The 15,278-nt window shown below is 64.6% G+C and carries 14 protein-coding genes; 10 read left to right on the top strand and 4 right to left on the bottom strand.

The genetic code is table 11. The features are described 5' to 3' along the window. Positions 1-175 precede the first annotated feature (175 nt). The 8 genes from Q0687_RS21140 to Q0687_RS35845 all read left to right on the top strand — a co-directional run bounded on the left by Q0687_RS21140 (position 176) and on the right by Q0687_RS35845 (position 9,159). Entirely contained in the window at positions 176-2,503 is a 2,328-nt protein-coding gene (locus Q0687_RS21140) for an EAL domain-containing protein (RefSeq protein WP_298880775.1), read from the top strand. Positions 2,504-2,674: 171 nt separating this feature from the next. Then, entirely contained in the window at positions 2,675-3,421 is a 747-nt protein-coding gene (locus Q0687_RS21135; protein WP_298880772.1) for a hypothetical protein, read from the top strand. Positions 3,422-3,685: 264 nt separating this feature from the next. Continuing rightward, complete coding sequence (gene pal, locus Q0687_RS21130) at positions 3,686-4,174, top strand: peptidoglycan-associated lipoprotein Pal (protein ID WP_057759160.1); 489 nt, start codon at positions 3,686-3,688, stop codon at positions 4,172-4,174. A gap of 184 nt (positions 4,175-4,358) precedes the next feature. Beyond that, on the top strand, positions 4,359-5,396 hold the full coding sequence (gene ybgF, locus Q0687_RS21125; protein WP_298880767.1) for a tol-pal system protein YbgF: 1,038 nt from the start codon (positions 4,359-4,361) through the stop codon (positions 5,394-5,396). 83 nt (positions 5,397-5,479) lie between these two features. Beyond that, positions 5,480-6,571, top strand: a complete 1,092-nt coding sequence (tilS, locus tag Q0687_RS21120) for a tRNA lysidine(34) synthetase TilS (protein ID WP_298880766.1) — start codon at positions 5,480-5,482, stop codon at positions 6,569-6,571. A gap of 242 nt (positions 6,572-6,813) precedes the next feature. After that, positions 6,814-8,736: an ATP-dependent zinc metalloprotease FtsH gene (ftsH, locus tag Q0687_RS21115; protein WP_298880763.1), complete on the top strand. Its 1,923-nt coding sequence runs from the start codon at positions 6,814-6,816 to the stop codon at positions 8,734-8,736. A gap of 11 nt (positions 8,737-8,747) precedes the next feature. Next, on the top strand, positions 8,748-8,981 hold the full coding sequence (locus Q0687_RS35850) for a hypothetical protein (RefSeq protein WP_363323973.1): 234 nt from the start codon (positions 8,748-8,750) through the stop codon (positions 8,979-8,981). Positions 8,982-8,985: 4 nt separating this feature from the next. Further along, a complete protein-coding gene (locus tag Q0687_RS35845) occupies positions 8,986-9,159 on the top strand; it encodes a hypothetical protein (protein ID WP_363323972.1) in 174 nt (57 codons plus the stop codon). A gap of 133 nt (positions 9,160-9,292) precedes the next feature. Here Q0687_RS35845 and Q0687_RS21105 read toward each other — a convergent pair whose 3' ends face one another. The 3 genes from Q0687_RS21105 to Q0687_RS21095 all read right to left on the bottom strand — a co-directional run bounded on the left by Q0687_RS21105 (position 9,293) and on the right by Q0687_RS21095 (position 12,695). Further along, on the bottom strand, positions 9,293-9,616 hold the full coding sequence (locus Q0687_RS21105; protein WP_298880760.1) for a hypothetical protein: 324 nt from the start codon (positions 9,614-9,616) through the stop codon (positions 9,293-9,295). Between the two features lie 94 nt (positions 9,617-9,710). Continuing rightward, positions 9,711-11,183: a hypothetical protein gene (locus Q0687_RS21100; protein WP_298880757.1), complete on the bottom strand. Its 1,473-nt coding sequence runs from the start codon at positions 11,181-11,183 to the stop codon at positions 9,711-9,713. 24 nt (positions 11,184-11,207) lie between these two features. Next, on the bottom strand, positions 11,208-12,695 hold the full coding sequence (locus tag Q0687_RS21095; protein WP_298880754.1) for a hypothetical protein: 1,488 nt from the start codon (positions 12,693-12,695) through the stop codon (positions 11,208-11,210). Between the two features lie 303 nt (positions 12,696-12,998). Between Q0687_RS21095 and Q0687_RS21090 the strand changes: the two genes are divergently transcribed. After that, on the top strand, positions 12,999-13,163 hold the full coding sequence (locus Q0687_RS21090) for a Flp family type IVb pilin (RefSeq protein WP_128949876.1): 165 nt from the start codon (positions 12,999-13,001) through the stop codon (positions 13,161-13,163). A 275-nt stretch (positions 13,164-13,438) separates the two neighbouring features. On the opposite strand, the gene Q0687_RS21085 is transcribed toward Q0687_RS21090, so the two are convergent. After that, the gene (locus tag Q0687_RS21085) at positions 13,439-14,371 is read right to left on the bottom strand and encodes a phosphatase PAP2 family protein (protein WP_298880743.1); all 933 of its coding nucleotides are present in this window, start codon (positions 14,369-14,371) and stop codon (positions 13,439-13,441) included. Positions 14,372-14,674: 303 nt separating this feature from the next. Here Q0687_RS21085 and Q0687_RS21080 point away from each other — a divergent pair. Then, positions 14,675-15,278, top strand: a 604-nt coding sequence (locus Q0687_RS21080; RefSeq protein WP_298880741.1) for a TetR/AcrR family transcriptional regulator, incomplete at its 3' end; no start/stop codon positions are given.

Below are 15,278 nucleotides of genomic sequence, written 5' to 3'. Positions count from 1 at the left end.
CGGCAAGCTTTCCTTCACCTTGTGCCCGGCAAGCATTGCCTAGTTGCTTGATTTCTCAGCAGAAACAGTTTCGCTATTGCCGAAAAACAACTCGACTTTAACGATGTTCCCTCAGAAAGGCTTCACCTGCTGTGGGTAAAAGTACGTGCCAAACAGGACGCGCGTACAAACCAAAATGCAATTCGCAGACCAGACCGGCGGGATTGATCAAAAGCCGACGAAGCTTTCGGCGGCGCTGATCGATTCGCTGTTCGAAGCGTCCGGCCCGTTGCTGGCGGGCATCGTCTTCGTCTCCTTTGCGGCGGGCATGACCGCGCTGAAGACCGGACAAAGCCTGCTCTGGGGCTGCGTGCTGTTTCTCGTCGTTGCGGGCGCGATCCGTGTGTTCGATCTTCGCCGCTTCGATCCTCGTAAGTCGGATCTCACCGCCGAGGAAGCCGCCAAGTGGCAGCAGCGCTATCGCATCGGAGCATTGATTCAGGCGGCTGCGATCGGCACCTGGTGCTCGACCGCCTTGCTCAGCAACGACGATGCCGTCGTCCACCTCATCGCGCTGTCCGTGACGACAGGGATCGTGGCGGGAGGCGCGGGCAGGGCTTACGGACGGCCTTCGATATTCCATCAGCAGGCGCTGCTTCAGTTCGGTCCCGCGGTGATCGCCCTGGCGATCCGCGGCACGCCCTATTACATCGCGATGGCGTTCGTGAGCGCAGCGTTCCTGCTGGCGATCATGCAGCTTTCGGCCAATCTGCACAAAATCTTCATGCGGGCCGTCGTCGCCCGTGAACGCGAATCGGCGCTCGCCGGTCAGTTCGATACTGCCCTGAACAACATGCCGCACGGCCTGTGCATGTTCCGCGTCGACCGGCAGCTGGCCGTGATGAATCACCGGTTCAGCGAAATGCTGAATCTGCCCGACGATCTGGTCCGGAGCGGCTCGACCGCGCGTGACATCCTGTCCGCGTGCGTCAGCTCGGGCTCCATCTCGGCCGCGAGCGGCGAGATGATCGTCGCCGAGATCGAGAACGCGCATGCGAACCAGATCGTGACCGTCGATCCCGACGCGGAGAGAAACCGGTCATTGTCCTGGACGGTCCAGCCGATGGTCGACGGCGGCGCGGTGGTGCTGCTCGAGGATGTGACCGAGCGCCGCAACGCCGAGGCCAAGATCACCCATCTGGCCCGTTACGACGAATTGACGGCGCTGCCCAATCGCGTCCATTTCCGCAACGAGATCGAATCCCTGCTGGCGGCCGCGCACCATGATGCGCGGCTGTCTGCGCTGCTGTTCATCGACCTCGACCAGTTCAAGCAGGTCAACGACACGCTCGGCCATCCCTGTGGCGACCAGCTGCTCTGTGCGGTGGCCAACCGCCTGCGCGAGATGCTGCGGCCGGAGGATTTCGTCGCCCGCTTCGGCGGGGACGAGTTTGTCGTATTCCAGCAGAATATCAGCGCGCCCGAGGATGCCGCGAGCCTTGCCCGCCGTATCGTCGAACGCCTGAGCGAGCGCTATCGCATCGACAATCATCTGGTCGAGATCGGCGCCAGCGTCGGCATCGCGCTGACCTCGCCGGAGGGCGCCAGCGCCGATACCCTGCTCAAGAACGCCGACATGGCGCTCTACCGCGCCAAGGCCGATGGCCGCGGCACCTTCTGCTTCTTCCGCGACGAGATGGCGGCAACCGCCGAAGCCCGACGCATCCTCGAGCTCGACCTGCGCAAGGCGCTGGCCAACGAAGAGTTCGAGCTGTTCTACCAGCCGCTGGTCAATCTGAAGTCCGGCAAGATCTCCACCTGCGAGGCGCTGCTGCGCTGGAATCATCCGGTGCGTGGCACCGTCTCGCCGGTCGACATCATCCCGGTTGCCGAGGACATGGGCCTGATCGTCGATCTCGGCCGCTGGATCCTGCGCCGTGCCTGCATGGAATGCATGAAGTGGCCGGAGGGCGTCAGTGTCGCCGTCAACTTCTCGCCGCAGCAATTCCACCAGCGCGACGTGCTGAGCGAGATTCGCTACGCGCTGGAAGTGTCGGGCCTGCCGGCGCATCGCCTCGAGATCGAAATCACCGAATCCTCGCTGCTGCGCAACACGCAGCTCACGCACGACATCCTCTCGCAGTTGCACGCGCTCGGCGTGCGAATCTCGCTGGACGATTTCGGCACCGGCTATTCAAGCCTCAGCTATCTGCACAACTTCCCGATGCAGAAGGTCAAGATCGATCGCTCATTCCTCGAAGGGATCGATGCCGACCGCCCGCTGACGCTTCTGCGCGGCGTGGCGCGGCTGTCGGCCGACCTCGGCATGGCCGTGGTTGTCGAGGGCATCGAGACCAACGAGCAGCTCGAGCTGATCAGCGCGGACGGCACCGTGTCCGAAGGGCAGGGCTACCTGTTCAGCCGCCCCGTTCCTGCCGTCCGTATCAGGCAATTGCTCAATGCCTCGCACGGCAAGCGCGTGCAGGAGCAACTGATCGTCGTCTCCTCGCGATCGCTCGCCTGAGCCTCCCGCGCTCCTAAGCCGTCGCCATTTCCTCAATGTTTCCAGTCGTTTCCCGGGATACTACGGGGGCGCAACCCTTAACCCTAACAGTTCGAACCCTTTGCAATTGTGTTAATGAACCTTTAATCTTTTGCGTACTCGCGGAAGTTGATTGGAAGTTTGGAGTAGCGGATGTCGTCTCAAGCCGAGCTGCGCAGGCCCTCGCCGATGCGCGGAGCTGCGCTGTTCGATCGCACCGACTACCGGCTGATCGAGACTCCCGAAGATCGAGATGAGATCTACCGTCTGCGCTACAAGGCGTATCTGAATGGCGGGTTGATCCTGCCGTCCGAGACGGGTCAGGTTCGCGACGTCTATGATGACGCGCCCAATGTCTGGATCTTCGGCGTCTACGTCGATGGACAGCTGTGCAGCTCGGTCCGCATCCACGTCCTGACGAACGAATGCAGGATGTCCTATTCGACCGAGTTGTACGGTGATCATCTCCACCCGCGCCTCGATCGGGGCGAGGTTTTCGTCGATCCGGCGCGGCTTGCCGCCGATCCCGAGAAAGCCAGGCGGCTGCCGGAGCTTCCTTATCTCACCCTGCGGCTGGCCTATCTGGCTTGCGAATATTTCAATGCCGATACCGGCCTTGCGATGGTGCGGCCCGATCACCAGCCGTTTTACCGGCGCGTGTTCTTGCATGAACCCGTCGCCGAGCCTCGCGCGTTTCCCGGCTGGCACACCATGAAGACGTCGTTGATGGCGTCCGATTTCAAGAACCTGCGGGAAAAGGTGCTGACACGCTTTCCCATCATGCGCTCGAGCGCGTTCGAACGGCGGATGCTGTTCGAGCGCAACAGCCAGCCCCAGCCCTTGTCCCGGCCGGTGCTCGTTCAAGCGCCGCTCAGCCCCACCGCCGCCAGCCTGGCCTGACCGGGCGGTTCCGGCCGTGCTCTGCCTTTGGGCGAGCACCCCAGCCCCGTAAAGGTCCGGAATTCGTTGATTTTGCCAGCTCGTGCGGCTTGCTTTCACCCTCGCGCCACATTTACAACCCATTAACCACGATGGGTGCTTTTCGCTGGTTGGGGGCATTTGACCGGCTGAGGCAAGGTTCCGTCAAGGTTGACGGAACGTTCGCTTAACCAACCCCCTGTAGACCGGACAGCAGTGGACGAACGTGAGCGTGGAGGCTCCGGAATGAAATATCCTATGCGTATCCTCCAGGGATTGAAGCTGGCCGCGGTGGTTGCCATCGCGCTGTCAATGGGTGCCTGCGCAAAAACGAACGCAGGTCTGGACGCCAATGCGAGTGCGGCGACCCCGGGCAGCCAGCAGGATTTCGTGGTGAACGTGGGCGACCGCGTGTTCTTCGAGAGCGACCAGACCGATCTGACCCCGCAGGCGATCGTGACCCTGGAGAAGCAGGCGCAGTGGCTGCAGACCTATCCGCGCTACTCCTTCACCATCGAAGGTCACGCCGACGAGCGCGGCACCCGCGAATACAACATTGCGCTCGGCGCCCGCCGCGCCCAGTCGGTGCGCTCCTTCCTCGCCTCGCGCGGCATCGACCCGAACCGGATGCGCACCATCTCCTACGGCAAGGAGCGCCCGGTCGCCGTGTGTAACGACATCTCCTGCTGGTCGCAGAACCGTCGTGCTGTGACCGTGTTGAACGCGAGCTCCTGACGTCCAGTCAGGTACGGTTCATCTTTGGAAACCGAATATGCCGGCGCCCTCAAGGGCGCCGGTTTCGTTTCAGCCAACTGTGACAGAAACCCTGTGGTGCCAGTCACATTTTTGGCGTAGTGCGTTTCAATGTGTGGCGCCTTCAGTGTTCCGTCGCAGATATCGTTTTCGTCGTCAGGGCAAGATGTCATCCAGATCCAAGGGAATTACCGGCATCGTGGCATTGGCCGCGCTGCTCTCTTTGTGCGCGCCTTCCTTCGCCCAGACGGACGATGATCCCGAGATGCGGATCGAGCGGCTGGAGAACCAGCTGCGCCAGCTCACCGGCCAGAACGAAGAGCTGCAATATCGCAACCGCCAGCTCGAGGATCGCATCCGGCAGCTCGAGGGCGGCGCGCAAGGCGCGACGCCGGGGCAGGCGCCGGTCCAGCCCAATGTCGCGGGCGTCCCGCCCGCTCAGGTCGCACCGCCCTATCGCCAGCCGCCGCCGCAACAACAGGCCGTGCAGCAGCCGAACTACCAGCAACCGAACTACCAGCAGCCCCAGACCGCCGCGCCCGCGCCGATCGTTCAGGAGCAGCCGGGCCCGGGTGCTCCCGGCACGCGCCGCCGCGGCGATGCGTTCGATCCGAGCCAGAGCCCCAACGCGCCCGGTGCGCCGCGCGCGCTCGGCGGCGGCCAGCAGCCGATGCCGGCAGGCGCGCCGCTCGATCTCTCCAACAATGGCGGACAATACCCGCAAGGAGCGGCACCGGCCCAGCCGGGTTATCCGCCGGCCCAGCAGCAGGGCAACCCCGCGCAAGGCGGCGGTCCTGCGCTCGCGACCCTGCCGCCCTCGGCGACGCCCCGCGACGAGTTCGACCTCGGCATCGGCTACATGCAGCGCAAGGACTACGCGCTCGCCGAGCAGACCATGAAGAATTTTGCGGCGAAATATCCGAACGACCCGTTGCTTGGGGACGCGCAATACTGGCTCGGCGAAAGCTATTTCCAGCGCCAGCAATATCGCGATTCCGCCGAGGCCTTCCTTGCCGTCACCACCAAATATGACAAGTCGGCCAAGGCGCCGGACGCGCTTCTGCGGCTCGGCCAGTCGCTCGCCGCGCTGAAGGAGAAGGAAGCCGCCTGCGCCGCCTTCGGTGAGGTCGGCCGCAAATATCCGCGCGCCTCCGCAGGTGTGAAGGCCGCCGTCGACCGCGAGCAGAAGCGGGTGAAGTGCTGATCTGCGACGGCAATCGCTGACAAGGCGGATGGCGTTGCGCTAAAATCGCGCGCGCCATTCGCTGGCGATTGCCGGGCCGCGTCATGTCAGACGACGATATCTCTCCGATCTCCGCACGTGCGGCGAAGCAACTCTTCGCCGAGCTGAAAGGTGCGCCCGCCTTGGTGCTCGCCGTCTCGGGCGGACCCGACTCGGTCGCGCTGATGTGGCTGGCGGCGCGCTGGCGGCGCAGCCTCGCCCGCGGCCCGGAGCTCACCGTCGTCACCGTCGATCACGGCCTGCGCAAGGAGGCGGCGCGCGAAGCGCGCGAGGTCAAGCGGCTCGCGACAGAACTTGGACTGACACACCGGACCCTGCGCTGGCGCGGCGCCAAGCCAAAGACGGGATTGCCGGCCGCCGCGCGCGAGGCCCGCTACCGCCTGCTCGCGCAGGCCGCGCGCACCGCCGGCGCGAGCCACGTGCTGACCGCGCACACCAGGGATGACCAGGCCGAGACGCTGCTGATGCGCCTGTTCCGCGGCAGTGGCATCGCGGGGCTGTCGGCGATGGCGCGCCTCACCAGCCGCGACGGCCTCGTGCTGGCACGTCCGCTGCTCGATGTTCCGAAGTCGCAACTCATCGCGACCCTGAAACGGGCCAGGATCGGCTTCGTCGAGGATCCCACCAACCGCGACCCGGCCTTCACGCGGCCGCGGCTTCGCGCGCTGCTGCCGCAGCTTGCTGCCGAAGGCGGTGATATCAGAACCTTGGTGCGGCTGTCGGCGCGGCTCGCCCGCGCCAACGCGGCGGTCGAGGTGCTGACCGACGGTGCCGAGCGCTTTCTGCGCTTGCGGGATCGCGGCCATCTGCGGCGTGCGGGCGTTCGCAGTTTCGAGGCCACGGCCTTCGCCATGCTGCCGGAAGAGGTCCGGCTGCGGATCCTGCTGCGGGCGATCGACGCGCTCGGGCACGAGGGCCCGGCGGAACTCGGCAAGGTCGAGACCCTGCTGGCCGCGCTCGATCAGGCCATGGCCACCGGCGCACCGGCAAATGGCCGTGCCATCCTGAAGCAGACCCTTCTCAAGCAGACCTTGGCGGGAGCCTTGATCAGCCTTGTCGGGGGGCGTATCCACATCGCGCCTGCGCCGGCCCGGCGGTCTAAAGGCGGTTCGAGGGCGGATGAGGGCGGATCATGACACCGGCCGTTTCCGTGAGGCGCCGTCAGGACACCTTAACCAGGCAGGAAAAACCCCGCACTTGATGCCATTATTTCAGCGGGAATCGCTCTAAGATGGGCTAAATAGTCCCATCTCGTTCCCTTGGCAGCGACCGGGACGGCACCTAGATTGTATACGTCTAACGATGAGGATTCCTTGGGGATTTCCTCGTACTGCCCCAAGGATGAGGCCGCGATCCGCGCGACCACGAAGGAAGATCGATGAACGCCAATCTGCGCAATTTCGCCCTCTGGGTCATCATTGTTTTGCTGCTGTTGGCGTTGTTCACGCTCTTCCAGAATCCGGGTCAGCGGGCCTCCTCGCAGGACATCGCCTTCTCGCAGCTGCTGAGCGAGGTCGACCAGGGCCATGTCCGCGACGTCGTGATCCAGGGCCCCGACATTCACGGCACCTTCACCAACGGCTCGAGCTTCCAGACCTATGCGCCGAACGATCCGACGCTGGTGAAGCGTCTCTATGACAGCAAGGTCCAGATCACTGCCAAGCCGCCCGGCGACAACGTGCCGTGGTTCGTCTCGCTGCTGGTCTCCTGGCTGCCCTTCATCGCGCTGATCGGCGTGTGGATCTTCCTGTCGCGGCAGATGCAGGGCGGCGCCGGCAAGGCGATGGGCTTTGGCAAGTCGCGCGCGAAGATGCTGACCGAAGCGCACGGCCGCGTCACCTTCGAGGACGTCGCGGGCGTCGACGAGGCCAAGCAGGATCTGCAGGAGATCGTCGAATTCCTACGTGACCCCGGCAAATTCCAGCGTCTCGGCGGCCGCATTCCGCGCGGCGTGCTGCTGGTCGGCCCTCCCGGCACCGGTAAGACCCTGATCGCGCGTGCGGTCGCGGGCGAAGCCAACGTGCCGTTCTTCACCATTTCGGGTTCGGACTTCGTCGAGATGTTCGTCGGCGTCGGCGCCTCCCGCGTCCGCGACATGTTCGAGCAGGCCAAGAAGAACGCGCCTTGCATCATCTTCATCGACGAAATCGACGCGGTCGGTCGTCACCGTGGCGCCGGTCTCGGCGGCGGCAATGACGAGCGCGAGCAGACGCTGAACCAGCTGCTGGTCGAGATGGACGGCTTCGAGGCGAACGAGGGCGTGATCCTGATCGCCGCGACCAACCGCCCCGACGTGCTCGATCCGGCGCTGCTGCGTCCGGGCCGCTTCGACCGCCAGGTCGTGGTGCCGAACCCCGACGTCGTCGGCCGCGAGCAGATTTTGAAGGTGCATGTCCGCAAGGTTCCGCTGGCGCCGGATATCAACCTCAAGACCATCGCGCGCGGCACGCCCGGTTTCTCCGGCGCCGATCTGATGAACCTCGTCAACGAAGCCGCGCTGACCGCTGCCCGCCGTAACAAGCGCATGGTGACCCAGGCCGAGTTCGAAGAAGCCAAGGACAAGGTGATGATGGGCGCCGAGCGCAAGTCGCTCGTCATGACCGAGGAAGAGAAGCTGTTGACGGCCTATCACGAGGGCGGCCACGCCATCGTCGGCCTCAACGTGCCCGCGACCGACCCGATCCACAAGGCGACCATCATTCCGCGCGGCCGCGCACTCGGCATGGTCATGCAGCTCCCCGAACGCGACAAGTTGTCGATGTCTCTGGAGCAGATGACCTCGCGCCTCGCCATCATGATGGGCGGCCGCGTCGCCGAAGAGCTGATCTTCGGCCGCGAGAAGGTGACATCAGGCGCCGCCTCCGACATCGAGCAGGCCACCCGCCTTGCCCGCATGATGGTCACGCGCTGGGGCCTGTCGGAAGAGCTCGGCACCGTGTCCTACGGCGAGAACCAGGACGAGGTGTTCCTGGGCATGTCGGTCTCGCGCACCCAGAACGCTTCTGAAGCGACCGTGCAGAAGATCGACTCGGAAATCCGCCGTCTGGTCGAGGAAGGCTACAAGGAAGCGACCCGCATCCTCACCGAGAAGCACGCCGATCTCGAAGCCCTGGCCAAGGGCCTGCTCGAGTTCGAAACGCTCAGCGGTGACGAGATCATCGACCTGCTCAAGGGCAAGAAGCCGAACCGCGAGTCGGTGCTGGAGCCGACCACGCCGCGCGCTTCCGCCGTGCCCCCGGCCGGCAAGCCGCGCCCACGGCCCGATCCGGATCCCGGCCTGGAGCCGCAGCCGCAGGCGTAACGCCTCGGCCCATGGCCGGATATTCCGGCAAAGCTGTAGTGCAAAAGCTCGGCATCAAGCCGGGCTTTTGTATTTTTGTGGACGGCCTTGCGACGCCCTATCGCGACATCGTCGGCGAGCTGCCTGACGGCGTGGCGATCGCAAAGGCCGCCAAGGCGCCGCTCGACATGGTCCATCTCTTCGCAGGCGAGACCAAAGGCCTCGCCTGCAAAATTGCGCCTCTACCGCAAGGCGATCGCCCCTGATGGCATGATCTGGGCGTCATGGCCGAAGAAGGCCTCCGGCGTCGCGACTGACGTGACGGAAGCGCTGGTGCGCGAGACCGCGCTCGCGAACGGCCTCGTCGATATCAAGATCTGCGCCGTCAACGAGATCTGGTCCGGCCTGAAGCTCGTGATCCCCGTCAAGGATCGCGGGAAGTAACTCCGCTCTCGTAGGGTGGGCAAAGGCGCGCAAGCGCTGTGCCCACCACCTTTCGCCAATCGCAACAAGTCGTGGGCACGCTGCCGCTTTGCCCACCCTACAATAGCTGCGCTTGTATTGACGCCCCGCCCTGTCACGACGCCAGACGCAGCCAGACGTCCTTGCTCGCCAGCGTACCGTCAGGCGTGGCGATCTCCAGGTCCACGACGTGGAGGGAGCCGGGTCCGTAGACATATTTCAGGTGCCATATCAGCCCGAGGTCCGGCGTGATGACGAAGTCGTCGAGCCCGTCGGTGATCGCCCGCACGGCATCGCGGTGCGCCAGCGGCGCCGAAAACATCGCATCGATCAGATTGGCCAGGCTCATGCCTTCGACCAGCATCATCCGCGCGATGTCGTCACCATGGACCTGGCGGAGCGTCGATACGATGACGGCGATGGCGTCCGGATTTTTCATGACACGGTTTGCTTCTGGCCACTTGCATCGCCCCGATCCCGCCGCATTGAACTGCGTCAGACGGCAGGAGACAAGTCCGCTTGATACGCCGTCCTCACTCTGACGGCGCGCCGTCCCGATCGTCCCGCACGTGGATCACCGCGATCTTGTCGGCATAGGCCCGCTTCCAGCCCTTGATATGATCCAGGATCTGCGCTGCCGGTGAATCCGCCGTCAGCAGCGTCGCATCGATCTTGTTCTCGTCGAGCATGCGCAACAGGCCGGACACGTCGCGGCCGTCCTCGGCGGCAAAATAATCCATCAGGAATTTTTCGCCGTAGAGCTCCGAACGTCCATCGACGAACGGCCTGATGTCGCGAACGATGAGGTAGCCGCCGAAGCCGTAGGAATTGAAGATGCGCGTGGCCTTGCGCTCGATCAAGGCATCGACCGCGGCATCAGGCGTCTGCGCGGTGGAGAATGCGAAGGTGTGATGCGCCGTGAAGGCCGCCGTTGCGCTTGCAGTCGCGAGCACAATTCCCACAGCAGTCAGCGCCGCGGGGGCGCCGGGCGCCATCCGCAAGCCGCGGGGTGTATCAGGGAAAGCTCTGAACCAGCCACTCAGCGGCTGCGCCAGCAACAGAGGGACGAGCACGCCGAAGCTCTCGATGCTGCGGACATGCGCCAGCGCCATCCAGGTCAGCCCGAGGATCAGCAGCACGCGCGGCGGTGACAGCGTCAGGCCGCGGGTCAGTGCGAGGCCGAGCAGGCCGAGCAGGGCGCCCGCGAAGGGGCTGAAGGCGCTGAAATCGGCCGGTCGCCACTCGGCGATGACCGAAAAGGATTTGCCGAGGCTGAGGATGCGGGCAGCCCCGAGCATTGTATCAACACCGTAAGGCGTGCAGCAGCTCGCGGCCAGCGCCCCAAGGCCGAAGGCGGCCCAGTGCAGCAGGAGCGCCGGCCGGCGCGCCGGCGCGGCACACCAAAGCGCTTCCAAGCCGATCGCGCCGATCAGCGCGAGGCCGAACACGAAGCCGCCGTGAAGATTGGCCCACAGCACCATCAGCGGCAGCAGCATGAAGGAGGGCGCGCGGCCGCGATCGGCTGCGGCCATCAGCGCGCCGCTCCAGGCGACCATGACCGGCAGTGCAAGGACGTGCGGGCGCGCCAGCAGATGCGGCGCGGCCAGCGTCATCGCCAGCAGGCAGAACACGAGCGCGTAGGGAAGATCGAGATGCCGCTGCAGGAAGGACAATAGCAGCGCCATCGCCAGCGCGATGGCGGCGGCGGTCAGGATGACGGGCCCGGCCCATCCCCAATGCGAATAGGTCGTCGCGAACAGGACCTGCGACAGCCAGGAGGTCGAGAGCCAGGCCTCGCCCTGGCGCGTCAATGAATAGAGGTCGGTCCACGGCACGCTGCGATGATCGAGGATCCACTGGCCGACCTTGATCTGCCAGAGGGTGTCAGGATCGTGCAGCAGACTGTCGCCGTTCACCAGCAGCAGCAGGAAACTCGCGGCCGCGACGCAGAGCGGCGCCAGATTGCGCTGGGCGCGCGCGACCGGAAGGCTGGCGGCGATGGTCATGGCTTTAGGATCATGGCTTGATAGTCATGGCTTGGCCGGCGTGTCAGCGCCCGGTTCGCCATCCCGCACATGGATCACGGCGATGTTGTCGGCATAGAGCCGCTTCCAGCCCTTGATGTGATCGAGCACCTGGGCGGCGGGGCTGTCGGCGACCAGCAGCGTGGCGTCGATCTTGTACTCCTCCAGCAACCGCGTCAGGTTATCGAGCTTCTTGACCTCGATCGCCTTGAAGAAGTCCATCACGAACTTCTCGCCATAGAGCTCGGCGCGGCCGTCGACGAAAACAGGAATGTCGCGCGAGATCAGGTAGCCGCCGAACTGGTAGGCGTTGAAGATGCGCTGCGCCTTGCGCTGCTGCAGCAGATCGACGGCGGCGACCGGCGTCTGGTCCATCGTGAAGGTGAAGCGGTGATGCGACATGTAGATCGAGGTCGAGGTCCAGGCCGCGGCCGCGATCATCAGCGCGCCCATCACCGTGACATAGCGCGCCGCCGGGCTCTCGGTGCCCCGCGTGAGATGTGGCAGCGGCGATGTCTCGCCGAGCGGCTTGGCCAGCACCAGCGGCACCAGAAAGGCAAACGCCTCGATGCTCCTCACATGGGTCAGTCCCATCCAGGTGAGCAGCAGGACCAGCAGGATGCGCGGCGGCGATAGCGTGAGGCCGCGAAACATGCCGATCGCGATCAAGCCGAGGATCGCGCCTTCGAACGCGGAGAACGAGGCGAAATTCGCCGGCATCCATTCCGAGATGACCGACAGCAGCTCGCCCAGATTGAGGATATTTGTCGCGCCCAGCAACGTGCGCCAGCCATAGGGCGTGACACAGGCAGCCAGCATCGCAGCGACACCAAACACGAACCAGCGCGAAAGCAGGCGGATCTGCTTGGCCTGGTCGAGCGTCCAGATCGCCTCCAATGCCATCGGGCCGATCAGCGCGAGGCCGAGCACGAAGCCGCCATGCAAATTCGCCCACAGCGACATCAGCGGCAGCCAGACCCAGGACGGCGTGACCTTGCGGTCGGCCGCGTTCATCAGCACGCCGACCCACGCGATCATCACTGGCAGCGCCAGGATATGCGGCCGCGCCAGGATGTGGTGCAGCGACAGCAGCACGGCCAGCATCGCGAACAGCACCGAGCGCGGGATTTCGAGATGGGCTTCGAGCAGATAAACGAAGATCGCGACGGAAGCCGCGATCGCAAGCGCGGTCAGGACCACCGGTCCGGCCCAGTCCCATTGCGCATAGGTGATGGCGTACAGGATTTGCGACAGCCAGGACGTCGAGATCCAGGGCTGGCCTGAGCGCGTGAAGGAATAGAAGTCAGTATAGGGCAGGGCGCGGTGGTCGAGGATCCATTGTCCGATCTTGATCTGCCAGAACGAGTCGGAGTCCTGAAGCAGCGTGTCGCCGACAGTGAGGAAGAAGAGAAAGGCGCCCGCGCCGACACACAGCGGCACCAGCGCGCGCGCGCGGCTCTGCATGGTGATGCTGTTGGTAAAGGAAAGCGACATGCCGCCTCGTCTTGTTCTTGGGTCGTGTTGGCCGAGCGGGCGGCATTGGACCACGGCGGTCATAACTTCCAGTAAATCGGCGGAATACACGCCTTTGGCGCGGCTTTATGTCTGCGCAATTTAACTGATTGTTTTTAATTTCGGTTTACCATCGGCGAATACATCTAAGCCGTTCATTGTTTACGCAGTCGAATTAACTGCGGCGCAAGTCTTTGCCCTTACGGTCGGTTCCATGGTCGGGCGGCGCTGGGAAGCCGAAAAGACCAGACCAGTTGAAGCCACGTGTATCCTTTGGAGCAGTCTATGAAGAACCTCGTTTCGCGTTTCGTGAAGGACGAATCCGGCGCCACCGCCATCGAATACGGCCTGATCGCCGCCGGCATCGCGCTGGCGATCATCACCGTCGTCAACAACCTCGGTTCGACGCTGAACACCAAGTTCGGCTCGATCTCGTCCAGCCTCAAGTAAGCTGAGACGTAGCAAGAGTTTTAAGAGCCCCGTCCTCGGACGGGGCTCTTTTTGTTTTGGGTGGTCGACAGCGCCTCCCCACCGTCATTGCGAGCGCAGCGAAGCAATCCAGGCTGCATCCGCGAAGGGATTCTGGATTGCTTCGCTGCGCTCGCAATGACGAGGAGGCGACAGAGTGCTCGCCGCATATATCATCGACGCGGATACATCGTAGGCACGGCGCTACGCGCCTTTGCCCATCCTACGGGAGCTGTAAATGTGATTGATAGCGGTTGCTATTCCGCGAGGCTCGGCTGCCACGTCGCCGGCGCTGCGGAGACCTGCGCCGCGCTGCTCATCCACGCCAGGTACGCCTTCGCCGCCCAGATCGAGCCTGCCGCCAACGCAATGCCGCCGGCGACGTCGATGATGTAGTGTGCGCCGATGACAGGCGCTGCCGCGATCATCATGAGGTTGAGGGCCGCCGCGATGCCGCCGATGCGGCGCACCGGCCACAGCGCCCACATGTAGAGCACGGCGGATGCGGCGTGGAAGCTCGGGAACGAGACGATGCCGGAGAGCTTGAACAATCGCAGCTCGTGCAGGCTGCCGTCCCGTAGGGACAGGATGTCGCGCAGCTGTCCGGCGTAAACAGCAGTGTTGATGTCGGGGAAGTGGGCCGCGGCCAATTGCAGTCCGTAATAGGTGCCGATCGCCGGCACCAGTGCCGAGATCGCGATGGTGATCGCGAGCGCGAGACTCATCGCCAGCATGAACAATTGCAGCCGCACGTAACGCGCGGACAGCGTCAGCGCGATGGGGATGAAGAGCAGCGGCCATTTGATCAGGCCGTAGCTGCGTGACAGCAGGTCGGCGAGCCAGGGATGGTCGTTGACGAAGCGCGCGATCGGCTCGGGATCCAATCCGAACGCGCGATCGACCGCGAGCAGCGCCTGATCCTGCAGCGGTAAACCCATCTTGCCGGCGACGTAGCTGAGCGGCCCGACGATGGCGCAGGTGATGATGACCTGACCGATCGTGCCGAGCGAGAAGATCAGTTTCGGATCGGCGCGATCGCCCTTGGCGAAGCGGTGGCGATAGGCGATGGCGACAAAGCATGCGGCGACCGCGAGCGTGATGCCGTAGGCGACCGGCTCGAGCCGGAGGCCGGTGGCGGACAGGCCAAGCGCGAGCAGGCTGCCCATGATCGCGATGGGAAGCCAATTCAAATGGAAAAGCTGCCAGGCGGTTTTGGCGTCCGTGTCGACCATGCTGCACCGGGTTGGATCGCAGCCACACTCACCGAGGCGCTTTAAGACCGCGGTAAGAAGTGTGGTCAGCCGTTTGCCAACCGATTCCCTACAATTTGAGTGGTTTGCAGTGCAGCGTTGCGCGTGTGATGCACAACACATTTGCTTCTTGTCATCCTCCCTGAATAGTTGTTCAGTCCTTGCGGGGCGATTTGCAGTGCAATCGGTGACGAAGCGTTCGGCCGCGGCGTGCGGCAGGCGTGGTGGGACAGGAAGCGCGCCATGGTTTATCGGCGGACGCATCAAGTGGTGAAGCGCCTTGCGGCTCGGCGCAGCGCCATCCTGGCGGCGGCAAGGGAAGCCGCAGCCGAAGGCGGCATGGCCGCGGTTCAGATCGCGCCGGTTGCCGTCAGGGCGAATGTGGCGGCCGGCACCGTCTACCGCTACTTCCCCTCCAAGGCCGAGCTGATCTCTGAACTGATTTCCGAAGTCTCCCGCGACGAGCTCGCGGCGATCAGGCGGGCCGCCGATGCCGCGCCGGGGCCGTCCTCGGCGCTGGCGGCAGCCGTGACCACCGTGGCGGTCCATACGCTGTCGCAGCGGCGCCTCGCCTGGGGCATCCTGGCCGAGCCTGTCGATGTCGATGTCAGCGCCTCACGGCTGGCCAGCCGCCGCGAGATCGCGGGCGAGATCGCCGCGCGGATCGACGCTGCGGTGCGCGCCGGCCATCTGCCGGCGCAGGACACGGCGCTCGCCGCGACCGCGCTGCTCGGGGCGCTGCATGAGGCCCTGGTCGGCCCGCTCGCGCCCGACAATCTCGAGGATCCCGTCAAGATGCGCGACGCCGTCCAGACCGTGACGCTGCTGGCGCTACGCGCCGTCGGCG

The organism is uncultured Bradyrhizobium sp. (assembly GCF_936928535.1).
In the GTDB taxonomy this organism is placed as follows: Bacteria; Pseudomonadota; Alphaproteobacteria; order Rhizobiales; family Xanthobacteraceae; genus Bradyrhizobium.
The sequence above is the reverse complement of the archived record's forward strand: the minus strand, read 5'-3'. Positions and strand labels throughout refer to the sequence as shown.

Excerpts from the sequence above, each read along its gene's own strand:
- Q0687_RS21140 (WP_298880775.1), top strand. The coding sequence starts at position 176 with ATGCAATTCGCAGACCAGACCGGCGGGATTGATCAAAAGCCGACGAAG.
- Q0687_RS21135 (WP_298880772.1), top strand. The coding sequence starts at position 2,675 with ATGTCGTCTCAAGCCGAGCTGCGCAGGCCCTCGCCGATGCGCGGAGCT.
- pal (WP_057759160.1), top strand. The coding sequence starts at position 3,686 with ATGAAATATCCTATGCGTATCCTCCAGGGATTGAAGCTGGCCGCGGTG.
- ybgF (WP_298880767.1), top strand. The coding sequence starts at position 4,359 with ATGTCATCCAGATCCAAGGGAATTACCGGCATCGTGGCATTGGCCGCG.
- tilS (WP_298880766.1), top strand. The coding sequence starts at position 5,480 with ATGTCAGACGACGATATCTCTCCGATCTCCGCACGTGCGGCGAAGCAA.
- ftsH (WP_298880763.1), top strand. The coding sequence starts at position 6,814 with ATGAACGCCAATCTGCGCAATTTCGCCCTCTGGGTCATCATTGTTTTG.
- Q0687_RS35850 (WP_363323973.1), top strand. The coding sequence starts at position 8,748 with ATGGCCGGATATTCCGGCAAAGCTGTAGTGCAAAAGCTCGGCATCAAG.
- Q0687_RS35845 (WP_363323972.1), top strand. The coding sequence starts at position 8,986 with ATGATCTGGGCGTCATGGCCGAAGAAGGCCTCCGGCGTCGCGACTGAC.
- Q0687_RS21105 (WP_298880760.1), bottom strand. The coding sequence starts at position 9,616 with ATGAAAAATCCGGACGCCATCGCCGTCATCGTATCGACGCTCCGCCAG.
- Q0687_RS21100 (WP_298880757.1), bottom strand. The coding sequence starts at position 11,183 with ATGACCATCGCCGCCAGCCTTCCGGTCGCGCGCGCCCAGCGCAATCTG.
- Q0687_RS21095 (WP_298880754.1), bottom strand. The coding sequence starts at position 12,695 with ATGTCGCTTTCCTTTACCAACAGCATCACCATGCAGAGCCGCGCGCGC.
- Q0687_RS21090 (WP_128949876.1), top strand. The coding sequence starts at position 12,999 with ATGAAGAACCTCGTTTCGCGTTTCGTGAAGGACGAATCCGGCGCCACC.